The organism is Pseudovibrio sp. Ad26 (assembly GCF_001623285.1).
GTDB classification, from domain to species: Bacteria; Pseudomonadota; Alphaproteobacteria; order Rhizobiales; family Stappiaceae; genus Pseudovibrio; species Pseudovibrio ascidiaceicola.
The window spans coordinates 82,245-99,675 of the sequence record NZ_LMCE01000008.1 but is presented as its reverse complement, the minus strand read 5'-3'; the positions used below and the strand labels follow the sequence as shown (position 1 = coordinate 99,675).

General features: G+C 51.5%; 14 protein-coding genes. 8 read left to right on the top strand and 6 right to left on the bottom strand.

The features are described 5' to 3' along the window. Positions 1–20 precede the first annotated feature (20 nt). The 3 genes from betI to betB are packed head-to-tail and all read left to right on the top strand — an operon-like array spanning position 21 to position 3,820. The gene (gene betI / locus PsAD26_RS02000; protein WP_063306035.1) at positions 21–623 is read left to right on the top strand and encodes a transcriptional regulator BetI; all 603 of its coding nucleotides are present in this window, start codon (positions 21–23) and stop codon (positions 621–623) included. Positions 624–658: 35 nt separating this feature from the next. Then, complete coding sequence (gene betA / locus PsAD26_RS01995; RefSeq protein ID WP_063309071.1) at positions 659–2,308, top strand: choline dehydrogenase; 1,650 nt, start codon at positions 659–661, stop codon at positions 2,306–2,308. A 48-nt stretch (positions 2,309–2,356) separates the two neighbouring features. Beyond that, positions 2,357–3,820, top strand: a complete 1,464-nt coding sequence (gene betB / locus PsAD26_RS01990) for a betaine-aldehyde dehydrogenase (RefSeq protein WP_193758238.1) — start codon at positions 2,357–2,359, stop codon at positions 3,818–3,820. Between the two features lie 99 nt (positions 3,821–3,919). Here the strand turns inward: betB and PsAD26_RS01985 are convergent, their stop codons facing one another. The 3 genes from PsAD26_RS01985 to PsAD26_RS01975 all read right to left on the bottom strand — a co-directional run bounded on the left by PsAD26_RS01985 (position 3,920) and on the right by PsAD26_RS01975 (position 10,678). After that, positions 3,920–5,233: an HlyD family type I secretion periplasmic adaptor subunit gene (locus PsAD26_RS01985; RefSeq protein WP_063309069.1), complete on the bottom strand. Its 1,314-nt coding sequence runs from the start codon at positions 5,231–5,233 to the stop codon at positions 3,920–3,922. Next, positions 5,233–6,987 (bottom strand): type I secretion system permease/ATPase, encoded by a 1,755-nt coding sequence (locus PsAD26_RS01980; protein ID WP_063309068.1) that lies wholly within the window; start codon positions 6,985–6,987, stop codon positions 5,233–5,235. The genes PsAD26_RS01985 and PsAD26_RS01980 overlap by 1 nt, the downstream gene beginning before the upstream one ends. Positions 6,988–7,078: 91 nt before the next feature. Beyond that, the gene (locus tag PsAD26_RS01975) at positions 7,079–10,678 is read right to left on the bottom strand and encodes a hypothetical protein (protein ID WP_063309067.1); all 3,600 of its coding nucleotides are present in this window, start codon (positions 10,676–10,678) and stop codon (positions 7,079–7,081) included. A gap of 626 nt (positions 10,679–11,304) precedes the next feature. Between PsAD26_RS01975 and PsAD26_RS01970 the strand changes: the two genes are divergently transcribed. After that, the gene (locus PsAD26_RS01970) at positions 11,305–11,520 is read left to right on the top strand and encodes a hypothetical protein (protein ID WP_063309066.1); all 216 of its coding nucleotides are present in this window, start codon (positions 11,305–11,307) and stop codon (positions 11,518–11,520) included. A 91-nt stretch (positions 11,521–11,611) separates the two neighbouring features. Here PsAD26_RS01970 and PsAD26_RS01965 read toward each other — a convergent pair whose 3' ends face one another. Genes PsAD26_RS01965 through PsAD26_RS01955 form a run of 3 tightly spaced genes read right to left on the bottom strand, consistent with a single transcriptional unit; the run spans position 11,612 to position 14,464 of the window. After that, positions 11,612–12,424 (bottom strand): heme ABC transporter ATP-binding protein, encoded by an 813-nt coding sequence (locus tag PsAD26_RS01965; protein WP_063309065.1) that lies wholly within the window; start codon positions 12,422–12,424, stop codon positions 11,612–11,614. 9 nt (positions 12,425–12,433) lie between these two features. Then, positions 12,434–13,537 carry an iron ABC transporter permease gene (locus PsAD26_RS01960; protein ID WP_063309064.1) on the bottom strand — a complete coding sequence of 368 codons (1,104 nt, stop codon included), beginning with the start codon at positions 13,535–13,537 and terminating at the stop codon, positions 12,434–12,436. Between the two features lie 12 nt (positions 13,538–13,549). Then, complete coding sequence (locus tag PsAD26_RS01955) at positions 13,550–14,464, bottom strand: ABC transporter substrate-binding protein (RefSeq protein ID WP_244278127.1); 915 nt, start codon at positions 14,462–14,464, stop codon at positions 13,550–13,552. Positions 14,465–14,876: 412 nt separating this feature from the next. Here PsAD26_RS01955 and PsAD26_RS01950 point away from each other — a divergent pair, with 412 nt between their 5' ends. The 4 genes from PsAD26_RS01950 to PsAD26_RS01935 all read left to right on the top strand — a co-directional run bounded on the left by PsAD26_RS01950 (position 14,877) and on the right by PsAD26_RS01935 (position 17,365). After that, a complete protein-coding gene (locus PsAD26_RS01950; RefSeq protein WP_057463125.1) occupies positions 14,877–15,200 on the top strand; it encodes an antibiotic biosynthesis monooxygenase in 324 nt (107 codons plus the stop codon). 122 nt (positions 15,201–15,322) lie between these two features. Further along, positions 15,323–15,727 (top strand): MarR family transcriptional regulator, encoded by a 405-nt coding sequence (locus PsAD26_RS01945; protein WP_057463126.1) that lies wholly within the window; start codon positions 15,323–15,325, stop codon positions 15,725–15,727. Between the two features lie 117 nt (positions 15,728–15,844). Continuing rightward, positions 15,845–16,282: a PaaI family thioesterase gene (locus PsAD26_RS01940; RefSeq protein WP_063309063.1), complete on the top strand. Its 438-nt coding sequence runs from the start codon at positions 15,845–15,847 to the stop codon at positions 16,280–16,282. A 366-nt stretch (positions 16,283–16,648) separates the two neighbouring features. Then, positions 16,649–17,365 (top strand): GntR family transcriptional regulator, encoded by a 717-nt coding sequence (locus tag PsAD26_RS01935; protein ID WP_063309062.1) that lies wholly within the window; start codon positions 16,649–16,651, stop codon positions 17,363–17,365. The last annotated feature ends 66 nt before the right edge of the window (positions 17,366–17,431 follow it).

The following is a 17,431-nucleotide window of genomic DNA, read 5'->3' as shown; positions in this document are numbered from 1 at the left end:
TTGGAGTGAGTTCGGCGCAAATGCCTAAGGTCGGAATGGAAGAGGAACGCAAAACCTCGATAATTATGGCAACGATCAAAGCGATCCATGAAAAGGGATACGCAGCGACGACAATGGCAGATATTGCCAAGAATGCCGGCGTTTCGACGGGTCTGCCACATCACTACTTTGGCTCGAAGGCAGCTGTCTTCAACGCGACCATGAGCTTTTTGCTGACGGACTTGAGCAAGCAATCCCGCAAGCGCTTGCTCAAGACGAAAACCCCTATGGAGCGGATCGATGCGATCATCCATACCAACTTCAGCGATGAGCAGTTTCAGCCCTCCGTTATCTCGGCGTGGTTTGCGTTTTATGTGGTTGCACGAACGGAACCGGGAACACGCCGGTTGCTTCAGATCTACCACCGACGGCTGATCTCGAACCTCACTGCGGAATACCACCGCGTCACAGATCGTGAGACGGCGATTACAGCGGCAGAAGGTACAGCTGCGATGATTGACGGGCTCTGGCTGCAATGCGTACTGACGACAAACCGACCTGACGGGTCACCGGCAACAATGCTGGTTCAGGACTACGTGAAGAAATGTTTCGACAGCTTTGAAACGACAGAAACTACACAATAATAACTGGAATACGGCTTCAAGCCCAAGAGAATACAATGACTGCAGATTTCATTATTGTAGGCGCCGGCTCTGCTGGATGCGCCCTGGCAAACCGTCTTTCTGAAGATCCCCAAAACAAGGTGGTTTTGCTGGAGTTTGGTGGTACGGATATCGGTCCGTTTATCCAGATGCCCGCTGCCTTGTCCTATCCCATGAACATGTCCCGTTACGATTGGGGCTATGAGAGTGCGCCCGAGCCGCATCTGGATGGGCGTAAGCTTGCTTTGCCACGTGGTAAGGTGATTGGCGGCTCTTCCTCCATCAACGGCATGGTCTATGTGCGCGGCAATGCCTGCGACTTTGACAGCTGGGAGGAAATGGGAGCGAAAGGCTGGGGTTACCAAGACGTTTTGCCTTACTTCCAGCGCCTTGAGAACACCGAGGTCGACGGAGATTGGCGCGGAAAGTCCGGCCCGCTCTACGTCTCTCGCGGTACACGCTGGAGCCCACTTTACGATGCCTTTGTGCAGGCCGGTGAAGAGGCTGGTTACGCCAAAACTGACGACTACAACGGTTATCGTCAGGAAGGCTTTGGCGATATGGAGATGACGGTGCACAATGGCCGTCGCTGGTCCGCCTCCAACGCTTATCTCTGGCCCATCAAAGGCCGCGAGAATCTGGAGATCATCTCCGGCGCGCACGTTAATCGCATTCTCATGGAAGGCAAACGTGCTGTTGGCGTTGAGTATGTACGTGGCGGGCAGGTACACCAAGTCAAATGCTCCCGCGAAGTTGTCGTTTCTGCATCTTCCATCAACTCTCCAAAGCTTCTGATGCATTCCGGCATTGGTGATGCAGCTGCTCTGTCCGCTCTGGGCATTGATGTGATTGCAGACCGCAAGGGTGTTGGTGCGAACCTTCAGGATCATCTGGAACTCTATATTCAGCAGGCATGTACTCAGCCGATTACGCTCTACAAGCACTGGAATCTGATCTCCAAAGGCGTGATCGGAGCTCAGTGGCAGTTGGCGAAATCTGGTCTGGGCACCACCAACCACTTTGAGACCTGCGGCTTCATTCGCTCCAAAGCGGGCGTGATGTACCCTGACATTCAGTTCCACTTCCTGCCATTTGCGGTACGCTATGACGGACAGGCGGCAGCTGAAGGCCATGGCTATCAGGTTCATGTGGGCCCGATGCGCTCCAAGTCTCGCGGTGCGGTGACGCTGCAATCTGCGGACCCAATGGACAAGCCGAACGTGCTGTTCAACTACATGAGCCATGAAGACGATTGGGAAGATTTCCGCCAGTGCATTCGCCTGACACGCGAGCTCTTTGCTCAGCAGGCATTTGATCCGTTCCGCGGCAAGGAAATCCAGCCAGGCAAAGACGTTGAAAGCGACGATCAACTGAATGCTTTCATCAAAGAACATGTCGAGAGCGCATTCCATCCGTGTGGCACCTGTAAGATGGGTGACGCGAATGACGAAAGTGCTGTGGTTGACAGCGAATGTCGTGTGATTGGTGTTGACGGTTTGCGCGTTGCGGATAGCTCCATCTTCCCGCAGATTACGAACGGAAACCTCAATGCACCTTCCATCATGGTTGGTGAGAAGGCTGCAGACCATATTCTCGGAAAAGGTATGCTTCCTGCCAGTGATAAGCAGGCGTGGGTTCACCCGAACTGGCAGAACGAACAACGGTAAGTGTTGGATTAAGAAATGACGAAAACAGATAACCTGACAAATGCATCCCTGCGTGCGCAGCCTGGTGGCTCTCACTTTATTGGCGGCACTTACGTTGAAGACACGATGGGTGAGGAGATCCTCAGCCTTTACCCTGCAACACAGGAAGTGATTGCGCGGGTTCACTCAGCAACACCGGCAATCATCACCAAAGCTGTTGCATCCGCACGGACGGGCTTTGCGATCTGGCGTTCCATGGCACCTGCTGAGCGCTCCCGCGTTCTGCGTAAGGCTGCTGACCTGATGCGTGAGCGCAACCGTGAGCTTTCCGAGCTGGAAACGCTTGATACGGGTAAGCCGCTGCAGGAAACTCTGGTGGCTGACGCTGCTTCTGGTGCTGAAGCGCTGGAATATTTTGCAAGCGTTGCGGCTACCTCTAACGGCGAACACATCGATCTGGGTGGCTCTTATGCCTTGACCAAGCGCGAGCCACTGGGCATTTGCCTTGGCATTGGCGCTTGGAACTACCCAATCCAGATTGCTGCATGGAAAGCTGCTCCGGCGCTGGCTGCTGGTAATGCGATGATCTTCAAGCCATCTGAAGTGACTTGCCTTTCTGCGCTCAAGCTGGCCGAGATCTTCCGTGAAGCTGGCTTGCCGGATGGTGTGTTCAACGTGGTGCAGGCAAACCGTGAAGCAGCTGCTTCTCTGGTTTCCCATCCTGAAATTGCCAAGGTTTCCCTGACGGGTTCCGTGCCAACCGGTATGAAGGTTGCTGAGAAGGCAGCTTCTCAGCTGAAGCACATGAGCCTTGAGCTGGGCGGCAAATCTCCGGTGGTGATATTTGAAGACAGTGACATCGACAATGCCGTTGCTGCAGCGATGAACGCGAACTTCTATTCCACCGGTCAGATCTGCTCCAACGGCACACGCGTGTTCGTGCACTCTTCCATCAAGGATGAGTTCCTGAAGCGTCTGAAAGAGCGGACCGAGAAGATCCTTATTGGTGATCCGCTGAATGAAGACACTCAGCTTGGACCGCTTGTTTCTAAAGCTCAGCTTGAAAAAGTGATGGACTACATCGCGATTGGCCAGAGCGAGGGTGCTGTTCTTTATGCTGGTGGCGGTCGTCCGCAGGTGGCTGGCCTTGGTCGTGGACTGTTTGTTCAGCCAACCATCTTCACTGAAGTCAAAGACGACATGCGCATTGCTTGCGAAGAGATCTTTGGCCCTGTGATGTGTGTGCTGGACTTTGATGATGAAGCTGACGTGATCCGCCGCGCCAATAACACCGAGTTTGGTTTGGCTGCTGCAGTGTTCACCAAAGACATTCAGCGCGCTTATCGTGTGATTGATCAGTTGGAAGCTGGCACTTGCTGGATCAACAACTACAACCTGACCCCGGTCGAGATGCCATTTGGTGGCTTCAAGAACTCCGGCATTGGCCGTGAGAATGGTCAGTGGGCGCTGGATCAGTACTCTCAGGTCAAGAGCATCTATGTAGAGATGGGGGATGTTGAGGCTGGCTGGTAAGCTGCCTCAAGCATCTTTTTGAATGAGCAGAGTAGGGGCTTTTATTCGCGTATCTCTATCCGAAAACCAATTTCCAGTTTTCGGCGATACAAGGCGCCCCTATTCTCGCATTGCGTGGGCGATTTGATCGACCATTGGCTTCATGATGTATGAGATCACCGTGCGGTTTTCTGTCTGAATGAACGCCTCGACCGGCATACCCGGCACCAGATTTTTACCACCCAGTTTGTCCAGCTGATCTTCTGAGATTGTCAGTTCTGCCATATAGAAGCTGAGACCGGTTTTGGGGTCTTCCAAAAGATCAGGTGAGATCGTCTTCACCTGAGCTGTCAGCTCGGGTGTTGTGCGTTGATCAAAGCTTGGCAGGCGGATCGTTGCTTCCTGATTGGGCGTCAACTGATCCACATCGATTGGCTGTACCTGCGCTTCAATCACCAGAACGTCTTCACGTGGCACAACTTGCATCAACACCTCTCCGGGAGCGATAACACCGCCGATGGTGTGAATGGTCAGGTCATGCACTGTGCCTGACTGAGGTGATTTGATTTCCATGCGCATCAGCTGATCCTGTGCAGCAATCTTCTTTTCTTCAAGCTGGGCAACCTCTGCCCGGACTTGCTGAAGCTGTTCCAGTGTCTTTGTCAGCACATCTTCTTCGATCTGCATGATCTGAATATTGCGTTCTGCGATGGCTTCTTCTGTCTTAGCGACCTGAGCTATGAAGTCCCCATACTCACCCTGAAGCTTGGTTTTCTCGCGTTTGAGGGCTGTGACACGGGACTCTGTGACCAGTCTTTTGGCCAGCAGCTTGTTGAGGTCTTCCAATTCACCATCGATCAGGCTGATTTCAATTTCTTTGGCATCTCTTTGCTGAGACAGTCCATCTATCTGCTTTTTATACTGCTGAATCTGAGCACGCATCTGATCCTGTCGGCCACGCAGGTTCTTGGTCTTCGCGACCATCATCCGGCGTTGCCCTTCCTGAATGGTGTTCAGGACCTGTGAATGTGCATCATCTGTGGCTCGTGTTGAGAAGAGTATTTCTTCTTCTCCATCACGCTCAGCTATCAAACGGGCTTCCTGCGAGTAAAGATTGTCGAGCTGTTTGGTCACGACAGCAAGGTTGGCGCGGGTCACCGTGTCATCAAGGCGGAGCAGGGTGTCTCCCGCATCAACGGTATCCCCATCAGTCACCATGATGGAGCGGACAATTCCGCCTTCCATGTGCTGCACATTCTTGGTGTTGGTTTCAACGACAATAGTACCGGGCGCGATGATCGCGCCGCGGATTTCCATCAGGCCGCCCCAGAGGCCTACGCCTCCAACAAGGATAACAACCAGAAGACCAGCGCAGATCAGATGGAATCTAATGCTACCCTTGATCTGCTTGTCACTTTCAGAATGATTATACATTATGCTGCTCCTCGTTTGGCAGGAGCTTTAATTGCTGCTTTTTGCGGGACTTGCTGAGTTTGAACCGGGGTTACAAGTTGCTTCATAACCTCATCTCGCGGACCAAAAGCGGCTTGTCGACCATCATTGAGCACAAGCACCTTATTAACCGCTGCTATCGCACTTGGACGGTGAGCAATCACGATGACGATCTTACCCCGGCCCCGCATCAACTTGATCGCATGGGTAAGGCAGGCTTCGCCTTCAGAATCCAAGTTGGAGTTGGGCTCATCCAGAACGATGAGGAAAGGCTCACCATACATGGCACGGGCGAGGGCGATACGCTGGCGCTGACCACCAGATAAGGCATAGCCACCACTGCCGATAATCGTGTTGTAACCATCCGGCAAGCCTGTGATGAACTCATGGATACTGGCAATTTTCGCGGCTTCGATGACATCATCTGGATTTACATCTTCCTTGAAGCGGGAAATGTTTTCCGCAACCGTGCCGTCAAACAACTGAATGTCCTGAGGCAAGAAGCCAACAAACTCACCGATGCGCTCCGACGTCCACTGATCAAGCTCAGACCCATCAAACCGGATCGATCCTGTCAGAGCATTGGTGATGCCGACAATCGAGCGAGACAATGTCGATTTTCCAGAACCTGACTTGCCAATCACGCCAAGGCCTTCGCCTGCAGCAAGAGTAAACGAAATACCTTGCACAATTGGCTGGCGGATACCAACCGGACCACAAGCCACACCGTCCAGATCTATTTTCTGATGCGGAAGAGGCAGTTCCATCACTTGACCGGTGTCATCTTTGTTCTCAATCACCTTGCGTAGACGAGCAAGGCCTTGTCGAGCTGCCAAGAAGCCCTTCCATTGGGATACTGCCTGCTCAACAGGGGCCAGAGCACGGGAGGACATGATTGAAGACGCAATCATCACACCTGAGGTTACTTCTTGCTGGATAACCAGCCATGCGCCCATGCCAAGCATAGCGGACTGCAGGATAAAACGGAAAGTTTTGACCGCTGTAGCAAAAAAGGCTGCTCTGTCACCCGCTTTGCGTTGCTTAACCAAATAGGCATCATTGCCCTTGTGCCATCTGTTTTTCATTGTCTCCATCATGCCCATTGCCTGAATGACTTCGGCATTGGACCGACTGGCTTCAACAATGGCAGAGCGACGGTTCGTTTCGGAGGCAGCCTCACTTGAGGGTTTGCGAGAGGTGAACTCATTCACTCCAACAAGTGCACAAATGACCAAAGCACCACCGATTGCCAACATGCCAAGATAAGGATGGAAGAGGTACACGATACCGAAATAGAGCGGCATCCACGGCAAGTCGAAGATAGCAGCTGGGCCAGGGCCTGAAAGGAAACTGCGCACCTGATCCAGATCCTGAACCGGGCGCATCTTGGCACCTTTAGGGCCGAGAATAAGCGGTAGGCTTGTTGAGATTTCGTAGGAAACACCAGAGAGCTGGGCATCTACACGTTGCCCAAGACGTGACAAAACGCGACTGCGGAGCGTTTCCAGAATTCCATAGAAAATAAAAAGAACGCCAACAAGGGTCGCCAAAACGACGAGCGTTGGAACCGACCCACTCGCCAGCACACGGTCATAGACCTGCAGCATAAAAAGTGGTCCTGTCAGCATCAAAATATTCAACAGCATGCTGACGCCACCAATTCCAAGCAGTGCGGACCTTAGAGATCTGAATGCATTGGTGATTACAGATTCTGTCTGTCGTTGGCTGCCGGGCATAAGCTTTCTCCCAATTGCTTCGGGGATTAAAGCAAGAAACCCCCTCCCGGCATTTACCGGGAGGGAGCAGTTCTTTTGATTAGCTTGCCAATCAGATCAGGCTATCGTCCTGATTGATCGAATGCATCTGATCTACAACACCGCCATCTTCAGTTACGATGGTGTTGAAGTCGTCAGCTTCGAAATTCTCCGCAGAAAGGTCTTCCACGCTAATGCCGTTCAAGGTGTAGGTGTGACCACCGTTGTCCAGAACCTCGATCACAACACTATTGTTCTCTTCCGTGATCTGAACCTGTGATGCATTCAGGTTACCAAAATCAATGGTGTCGGTAGCAGGGTCGAAGTTTGTGATGACTTCTTCTGATGCCCAATCCCAATTGATCTCGACGGTATCGCCTCCGATTGCTCCATTGCCACTGGCCGCGGCTGCAAGAGCTGGTTCAGGAGCATTCTGAGCCTCACGTGGGCCGGTTTCCTGTTCAGCTTCCTGAGCAGCAGGAGCGGCAACTGCATCATCATCTCTGTTATTGGAAGCAGCTGCTTCCTGTGCAGTGGTTGATGCTTCAGGAGCCTCTGGAATGTAGGTTGAATCTACACTTTCCGCTTCGGACTGTGTTCCCACATCTGCCAGATTTTCTGCATTTGACAGGAAGTCATCAATCTTAGCCTGAGCAGCTGCATCATTTGCGATGATGCTGTTTGCTGTCAGATCGGCTACGACAATGCCAACCAGCAGAAGTGACCGACCACCGTTACCCGGCAGAGTGAACAACACACCATTGTCAGTCTGTTCCACTTCGAACTGGCCGCCGCCAATCCAACCGATGTTCACGGTATCCTGTTCTGGATTGAAGTCTGCGACTTCTTCCTGCTTGCCCCACTGCCAATCCAGTGTGAATTCACGAGGTGAACCATCACCCGGATCAACTGGGTCAACCGGATCCACTGGATCTACAGGATCGACCGGGTCAGGATCTGGAGTTGGGTCTGGGTCCGGAGTTGGATCTGGATCCGGGGTTGGGTCGACAGGTGGCTGTGAACCTTCACCGCTGAGCAGGTCAAGGATTTCCTGCAATGTAGATGGATCTTTAATGTCGAAGTTATCGGCATTCAGATCTTCAAGGAACACACCTTCCAGCAGGAGGGTCTGACCACCGTTTGATGGCAGGGAGATCACGAGACCGTCTTCAGATTCTGTGAAGCTGATCTGGTCTGAACTGATCCAGCCAATGCTGATCTTATGTTCCGCTGGGTTGAAGTCGGTGATAACGCTGTTTTCACCCCAAGCCCATGTGAACACGACCACACCATCACCTGGAACCTGACCTGGAGTGCCTGTACCCGGATCAACTGGGTCAACCGGATCGACTGGATCAACTGGGTCCGGATCTGGATCAGTTGGGTCGACTGGATCAACCGGATCGGTTGGACCGAAGTCACCCGGTCTGGTCTGGTGGCCATCCGTTGTGTCGCCAGCTGGCGCTTCCGGAGTCAACAGGCCTTCACGGCTGACGAGGGTAACGTCATCCTGATCAAAGCCGAATGGGACTTCAAGGTTATCTTCCATGACCTGATCGAAGTGGAACTCCAGCTGACCTGGGACCAGATCATCAAGGGAGATGCCTTCGAACAGGAAGCTCTGACCACTTGGCAGAGTAGAGATCAGCAAACCGTCATCAGTGTCTTCAACGCTCAGACGCTCACGTGTACCGTAGTACAGGAAGCTGATCTTCATGGATGATGGGTCAAAGTCAGAGATAACTTCGTGTACGCCGTACTCGTGGGACCGGATGTAGACTGTGTCGTCTTCGCGAGGGCCCACGCCTTGTTCCCAAGAGACCACGCCACCAAGATCTTGACGGAGGTGTTCATTGCCGACCACTCCGAAGTCTGAGATATCGACATCCTGGTAGGTGACGCCCTGCACGATCTGTGCAGAAGAGCTCCATGGGCTGTCGAGAACAATTTCACCGGCAGGTGACTTTGTCACGATGAGACCGTGCACAGAAGTTCCGCCGAAGTCCAGCTCATCCCGATCAGGGTCAAAGCCAACGATATCGTCTGCGTTTACGTCAGCGCGGAACTTAGAACCACCTTCATCGGTCGTGCCGGTGACTGTTGGTGGGTTTGAACCGTCATTGTCGTAAACAAGCTCGTATCCGCCGCCCTGACTTGGGTCCGGCACTTCAACGGTCTCACCAATGGCAGAGACGACTTCGTTGAACGCAGACTGTTCTGCGACAGAGAAGTTTGCCAGAGACAGATCGGAGAGTGTCACACCCTGGAAGATGGTGGTGGACATGATGTTACCAAACTGATCAGTGATCACGATGCGGACTGTTTGTCCGAGTGCATCACCGCTTTCTTCGAAGATTTCGAACTGTTCGCCAGTCACACCTTCCAGAATATGGATCATGTCAGAGGATGGATCGAAGTCTGCGATGACCTGAGACTCACTGTCCAGACCGAGCATATACATGTCACCAGTATGACCGCCATGACCATCATCGCCGTCACCTGGATGACCATGACCGTCATCACCATCGCCTGGGTGACCGTGACCATCGTCACCATCACCCGGATCTACAGGGTCTACCGGGTCAACGGGATCCACAGGGTCTACCGGATCAACAGGATCGGTTGGTTCTTCTGGCTGAGTGTTTCCGCCAACAAGGTCTCTGATCAACTCAGCAGCTGACGCATCCTGAATGGAGAAGTTAGCCAATGTCAGGTCAGCAAGGGCAACTCCGGCCAGGAGTAGCGTCTGCCCACCATTGGATGGAATAGAGAAGAGCACGCCGTCTGGTGTCTCGGTCACTTCAAGCTGGTCAGCACTGATCCAGTCAACGAAGATCACACCGTCTTCAGTGTCAAAATCGCTAACGACTTCCTGTTCACCATAGGACCAGGTAACAACCACATCGGCATCTTCTTTTGGAACACCAACGCCTGGCAGAGGGCCGTTCAGGCCTTCTTCTCCAGTCAGACGATCCTGGAAGTAGTCGATTGCTTCGTCAACAGTTGGGCTTTCAAAGCCGCCAAACTGCTCAACATATTGCAGAATAGAAGTACCGTACTCATCCTGAGAAACGTTGCCGCCTTGCAGGAGAGCGAGTGTACCGTAAGCACCGCGCAAGTGGGCTGCAGCCAAGATACCCGTCAGTGTGAGGGTTACGCTGACATCCTGACCGTTCTGCTCGTAGGTAAATTCCTGTCCAATGAAGTCATCCAATGACTGACCACTGTTGGACAATCCATTTTCAATAATCTGGAGGTTGAAGCCAAACGCTTCCTGGATAGCGACTTCCTGAGCTTCAGGAGTCATGAATTCTTCTAGAGAATCGACGCCATTCTTACCGGTCCAGGTGCCATCCCAAGTGTTGGTGGCTGCGCCGTTGCCGTAGAAGACATCATCATCATAATAGCCCAGATCGATAAGCAGGGCTTCACCAAACTGGTAGCCGACGAACCCAAGTGAGTTGGTGGAGCGATAAGACATCGCACTCCATTGGTCGTCGTTCAGATCCCCCCAACTGTCATACTCTGGAAAGAAGTCTTGCACCGGACCGCCTGCCCATTCGTTGAGCTGCCAATCCTGAATTCTGCCGTCGTTGTATCTTTCGCGATCCCAACCGGATTCGAAAGCCCGCAATGCGTCACGGAATTCGTCATATGTGCCACGATAGTCCATTGTATTCCCTCAGTTTTTATTGAGAGGTTCCAGACAACTCCGAAATTAATGGAGCAAGCCGAATTGCTAAGGTCCGGAAGGCTCACCGAGCCGCTCTCGTTAAAAAACGAACGCTGATACGATCTGACTGCAATTTTGTTCTTTGCGTTTCCAACAGCGCATTGTTTGCAGTGCATCTGATCGCTTCCGCGTTCGACGGGGCTGATTTTTCTGGAAATTGGGGCCAAATTTCGAAAGAAAAATGGAGTATTTATTACAGACGAATTTAAAAAAATCTCTGCGAATCAATGTTTTACATCACAGAATACCGTTTTTGGAATCTGAAGATTCTGTTTTCTCTCAGTATTTCCGCAGCTTAACGATTCTATAGATTTAGAAAGACCTTTGGTATTTTATTGGCGTTTAAGCTGCCTTATTTGCCTTATTTGGCTCGTATTACTTTAGGATATGTACCTACACATTCTTGTGAATTATGCGGATATCACATGTACCGCACACACCATTAGGCTTCCGACTCAGACTGCCTAAACAATCCCTAAAATTCTACCCGCATACATTGCTGATTTTAGTGATCGGCATTTGCCCCCAGAATGAGAATGGTGACTAGCTTATTCTGGGAGGAAGCTATGGCCACAATCGCTATGAGCATGGCTTTGGCTCTGTGCTTTACATCCATTGCACTCTTGTTTCTTGCCGTGAAAAACAGGTGGGCGGCTCGCTCCAGAGTGCTCAAGCGCAAAGCACCGATCAAAGGCGAGTTTTCGCTTCATCCGCTTAATCTCATCAATGAGGAAGAAGAGAAGATCGAGAAAAAGCGCCTTAAGCGGCGGGACGATCTTTAGGGTACTTGCGTCGGGGCTGTTTAAACAGCGGAATAAACGGCCTGCGCCACGCATCCGGGAACACAGGCCGCAAAGCATGATTATGCTGTACTTAGGACGGACGTAGCTCTGACCAGGATTTGCCGAGGTTCTGGCCTTTTGCCAGATGACCCCACTTGGTTTCCAGCATGCGGTCATCAAGGTGGTAGACCGAGCGGAGCAGGTCGGTTGTTACAACATCCTGCGGCGTTCCGTGGGCAACCAGCTTGCCGTGGTTCAACACAAAGATCTTGTCGGCATAGACGCAGGCCAGATCGATATCATGAAGGACTGCGATAACACCGCCACCTTCATTGGCGTAGTTACGGCCTGTTTCGAGTACGTCGATCTGGTGCTTTAGATCCAAACTCGCGGTCGGTTCATCCAGAAACAGATAGTTGGCACGGCCATTTTGTCTTGGTTCCCAAACCTGACAAAGCACACGAGCCAAATGAACACGCTGTTTTTCGCCGCCAGACAGTTCCTGATAGTACCTGTTCAGGTAGGACGTGAGGCCGACACGATCCAGAGCTTCCAAAACGCGTGGACGTAATTGCTTTGCGCTTAGGCCATGACTGCCGGAGACCAGACCCAGCATAACAACCTCTTCAACCGAGAACGGAAAGGACAGCTGCGAGCTTTGAGGCAACACCGCACGGCGGCTTGCAAGCTCAACTGCCGGGACTGACCAGATAGACGTTCCATCCAGCATTACGTCGCCTTCAGATGGCGACAAATCACCCGTCAGGCACTTGAGAAGCGTCGATTTGCCGGCGCCATTGGGGCCGATGATTACTGTCAGTTCTCCCGGACAACTGCGGAAGTAGACGTCTCGGAGAAGTTTTTTTGTGCCAACGCTAACCGTGATGTTTATTGCCTCAAGCATCTGGAATCCTCACAATTGGACTTGGTTTTTGCGGCCAAGCAGGATGGAAAGGAACACAGGTGCGCCAATAATTGCCGTGATGATGCCGATTGGCAGTTCAGCAGGCGCGACCACCGTTCTGGCAACAACATCAGCGGCAACCAGTAAGGATGCACCGAGCAACGCGCAAGATGGCAGGAGGAAGCGGTGGTCTGGTCCAATGAGCAGTCTCAAGACGTGGGGCACAACAATCCCGACAAAGCCAATTGCACCAGCCGCCGCAACAGAGGCTCCGGTTGCACCCGCAACCAGAATAATAATCAAACGTTTGAGGTGCTGTGTGTTGAACCCCAGATGAAAGGCTTCAGCTTCACCCAACAGAAATGCATTCAAACCTTTTGCGATGAATGGGAGAGAAGCGAGCACAGCCAGAGCAAAAGGAAGTGTGGACCAGACTCTTGGCCATGTGGAACTTCCCAGTCCGCCCATGCCCCAGAATGTCAGGTCTCTGAGTTCTTCGTCTGTGCTACCGAAAACGAGAAACCCTGTGACAGCACCAGATAATGCGCCAAGCGCAATGCCTGCCAGCAGCATGGTCGCGATGGAGGTTTGACCTCGACAGGTTGCGACTTTGTAGAGCAGGGCGGTTGTTGCAGCTCCGCCGACAAAAGCCCCCCATGGGAGGAGGTAGACCGAATAGTCATCCAAAATCCATGCAGGCAGACCGGAAGACAGAGTGATCACGCAGACTGCGGCGAGGGCAGCACCTGATGAAACTCCCACCAAACCCGGATCAGCAAGGGGGTTTCGGAACAAGCCTTGCATCATCGCACCGGAGGCAGCAAGAGAGGCGCCGACAAGACATCCAAGTACCGTTCTTGGCATACGAATATCCATCAGAACGACTTTGTCTCGGAGAGTGAGTGCGGTTTCATCACCAAAGAGCCAGTAATCAATTGCACCGAATATGTGTGAGACTGAAACCTCTGTTGGCCCAACAGCCAACGAGACGAAGCAGACAACCAAAAGCAACAGGGTTAGTGCCTTAACGGCGTACTGCTGGCAGATTTCTCTGCTTGTTCTTGCATGGGTTACTGGTGACTTGAACGCCTCAGACAGTGTCATCTCACTCATTGCCGCCTGACCTCACGATTTTATGTCAGATTTAGCTGCGATTTTCACAAAGCGATCGCTCAGATCTCGAAGGGCTTGCGCTGTGCGAGGGCCGAAGCCGAGGAGATAGACGCCATCCATGACGATGAGATTGCCGTTTAGGCCTGCAGGGGTGAGGTTGAAACCTGGTTCTTTGAGAATTTCTGATTGGTCGCTTGAGCCCGGACGAGACATCATCATCACAACATCAGGAGCCGCTGCAATCAACGCTTCTTTAGAGACTGGTTTGTAGCCGCGCAGGTTTGCAAACACGTTGGTTGCGCCAGCTAGTCCAATCACGGCATGAGCCCCTGTTTCGCGGCCTGCAACCAGCGGTTTTCCACCTCCTTCAGAGATGACAAAGACAACTTTGAGCGGTTTTGCTTGCTGATGTGCGTAGGCTATTGCCTCATCAAGATCTGCTTTGACCTTCGCTTTCAGCGCTTTTGTTTCCTCTGGAAGCTGCAATGCGGTTCCGACCACATCAATCTTCTCAAGAATGCCTTCCGGGGAATAAACCTCTTTCACTTCCGTCAGCTTGATAGAAGCAGCTTTGAGGACATCAACCGCCGTTGGTGGGCCAGAACCTTCCATCATGAGGATATGATCTGGATTGGTTGCGAGCACGCCTTCTGCACTAAGAGCTCTCATGTAACCCACGTTGGGAAGCTTTGTTGCCTCCTCGGGATAGAGACTTGTGGTGTCGACAGCGGCCAACCGATCCTGAGCTTCCAGTGCGTAGACAATTTCTGTCAGAGATGAGCCAATCGAGATAATACGCTGATCATTTTGTGTGCCCTCAGCCTGGACCTGACCGATAAACACTCCAAAGAACAAGCTCAGGAGCGCTGCGGCCACATAAGGAAGCATGAGAGAAAATGAATCGAGGGCTCTGGTTAGAACACGCATGGTAGCACCCATTTGAGAGGAGGTATTTCATTCCTTCGGGCATGAGTGGCTTCTGGCTTCCCAAATTCGCCCAGTTTGTAAAACGCTATCTTTCAAAATAACATGAGTGAAATACTCATATTTATATATCGGGTCAATCTCTAAATTGAGCTGGGAAGGAAGACAGGCAAATATAAGAAATAATACTTGACTATTAAATTCATATTTTTCTACATACGCGGATCGAGAGCCTTTAAATGGCGTATCGTTAAGACCATTTTGCCAGCCAAGCGGTTTAAATCGCTAGCCAGCCTCCGCATACCCCTCCCATTCCTATTGTGGTATGTGTTTTGAGAGTGGCTCTGAAGACCTGAAACTTTGCTGAGCTTTTGACTGGAAAGGCTCATGTACTAATTGGCTAAGGAGTTCCGGCGTGTACATCGCAATGAACCGTTTCCGCGTGGTGCGGGGCAAAGAAGAAGAGTTTGAAACCGTTTGGAAAAATCGTGAGCGTCACCTGAGCTCCGTTCCCGGCTACATCGAATTTCGTATGCTCAAAGGCGAGACAGCTGAAGACCATACCCTTTATGCATCCCATACCACCTGGGATACCTATGAGAATTTTGTCGGTTGGACGAAGTCTGAAGCGTTTGCGTCTGCTCATAAAGGCGCTGGCACCCGCATGAACTTCTATCTAGGCGGCCCACACTTTGAAGGCTTTGAAGTCATCCTGACCGAGACCCGCGAAGTCGCTTAAAGCCTTCCGGACTGGAAGCTACAACTTGCTGTAGCTTCCTTTCTCCCCTGTCCAAAGTATCAATTGCGCCGTTATACTTTGTGTGCAAACTATTTGTATGCAAAATTTATGGAGTGTCTGTGATGCGCTTAGATAATTGCATTTTTTATCTGCTTTCCCGCAGCGCCAGAAGTGGTGCGCGGTTCTACAAGAAGCAACTGGAAGAACTGGGGCTCACACCGGTCCAATCTATTGTGTTGCAAGCCCTTGCTGTTCAAGACGGATGCACAACGTCTCAACTGGGCAAGGCTGCCGAACTGGACAATGCAACACTTACCGGTGTGCTGGACCGGCTTTGCCCCGCCGGGTATCTGGAGCGCAAAGCAAGCCCGGAAGACCGACGGACCCAGCATATTTTCCTCACCAAGCAAGGTCAGGAAGTTTCCGAAATTCTTGACAGTTTAACCGAAGACGCAAACGCCAGATTTCTTGCAGAGCTGAGTGATCGTGAGAGGGACGATCTCAAGGCGCTTCTCACCCGACTCTAGGCTAGCGCTCAAATTCATTTGAGCATTGTTTTCATTGCGTAATCTGATTGGACACCAGCAGTCACTTGCAGGATTACGCCTTTATCTCAAAGATTTTCAATAGGACGGATTGAAAAGATGGAAGTAAAAGTGATGTCAGGACTGGAGTTCCTGAAAGCCATGCAGAAAGCGGGCAATCGTCCGCCAATGGCGGAAACCATGAATGTAGACCTTGATTGCATTGAGGATGGTCTGGTTCGTTTTAAATGCATGCCAACGAATGATCATCTCAATCCGGGTGGTACAGTGCATGGCGGTTATGCTGCGACCGCGTTGGACTCCGTGCTTTCACTCGCTGTTCAAACCAAGCTCAAAGACGCCTTCAATTTCCGCGGCACCTCAGAACTCAACGTCAAGTACATACGTCCCATTAAGGTAGGGCAGGTTCTATACGCTGAAGGCCGCGTGGTCAGCATGACGCGTCAGACCGGGATCTCTGCCGGAGAAATCGTCGACGAAGAAGGCAAAATTTACGCCTACGCTTCTGGAACTGTGATGATCAAACCAGAATCCTGATCGCATAGTTTTGGATAGGAGCACATAATTGCCTCTATGTGCTCCTTCTTTTGTGGACAAATGAGCTGGCTAAATTAATTTATTTTTGTCTGCTATATTTCCTGTTCCGTTGGTTGAAACTCTTCAAAACTGCCAATTAATTAGAATTTATAGCCTTGAAATTATGTCTTTTCATTCGATTAAATAATACTTACAATGAAGAGCGCAACAATACGCCCTACCCCTAAGGAACTATATTTTACAATTGCACGTAACATAGTTTACACGCTATACGTGCTTATGGTGTTCCTGTGATGAGAAATCCGAAGCTATTTGGTGTAATGTGCTCTCGGATTCGTCTCTATCCAAAAAAAAGCGCTTTCTGTCATGCTGCACTCGATCTCGGACCGCTCCCTCGTTTCTCGCTTTGGAATTTCTCCCTGGTCATCCACCAGCAATCGTAAAAGTGACGCTGTCTATCTTTACCTGGAAGAACAAATCATAGTTGGTGCTCTTAAGCCTGGTGAAGCAATTGCCGAACAGACGGTAGCTGATGCGTGTGATTGCGCGCAAGGAACTGTACGTGAGGCCTTGCTTAAACTTCAGCAATCCGGCTTGGTGGTACGGCACGATTACAAAGGCACTCGCGTTGCGGGTATCAGCCGCGCTGAAGCTGTCGAGATTGTCAAAATTCGCATGCAGCTGGAAGAGCAAGCCGGACGAATGATTGCCTCTAATATTTCAAGTGAGACGCGTGACCGGCTCTTCGAAATTCTGGATGCTATGTGTCAGGCAGCCGATGACAACGAGGTGTTTCTTTGCAGCGCTTATGACCGCCTCTTCCATGCAACTCTGTTCCGTCAGGCAAACTTGCGCGGACTAGAGCCAATTCTGGAACGTTGTGCGCTCCATATGCATCGTGTGACGCTGTCTCACCGAGACATTCCACTCAATGGTGCTGACATTCATGAAAAGCATATTGCGATCATCGAAACGCACTGCAATGGCACGCCTGAAGAAGCTGCAAACGCTGCGCGTGGACATGTGAGCTTCCTGTTTGATCGTTGGATGTCAGAGCATACGTTCCTCAGTCTTTCCATTTAGACCGTCGCCAGTTTTCTGCTGGAGCAGCGCATGAAAAAAGCCGGAGTGCAGAAGCATCCGGCTTTT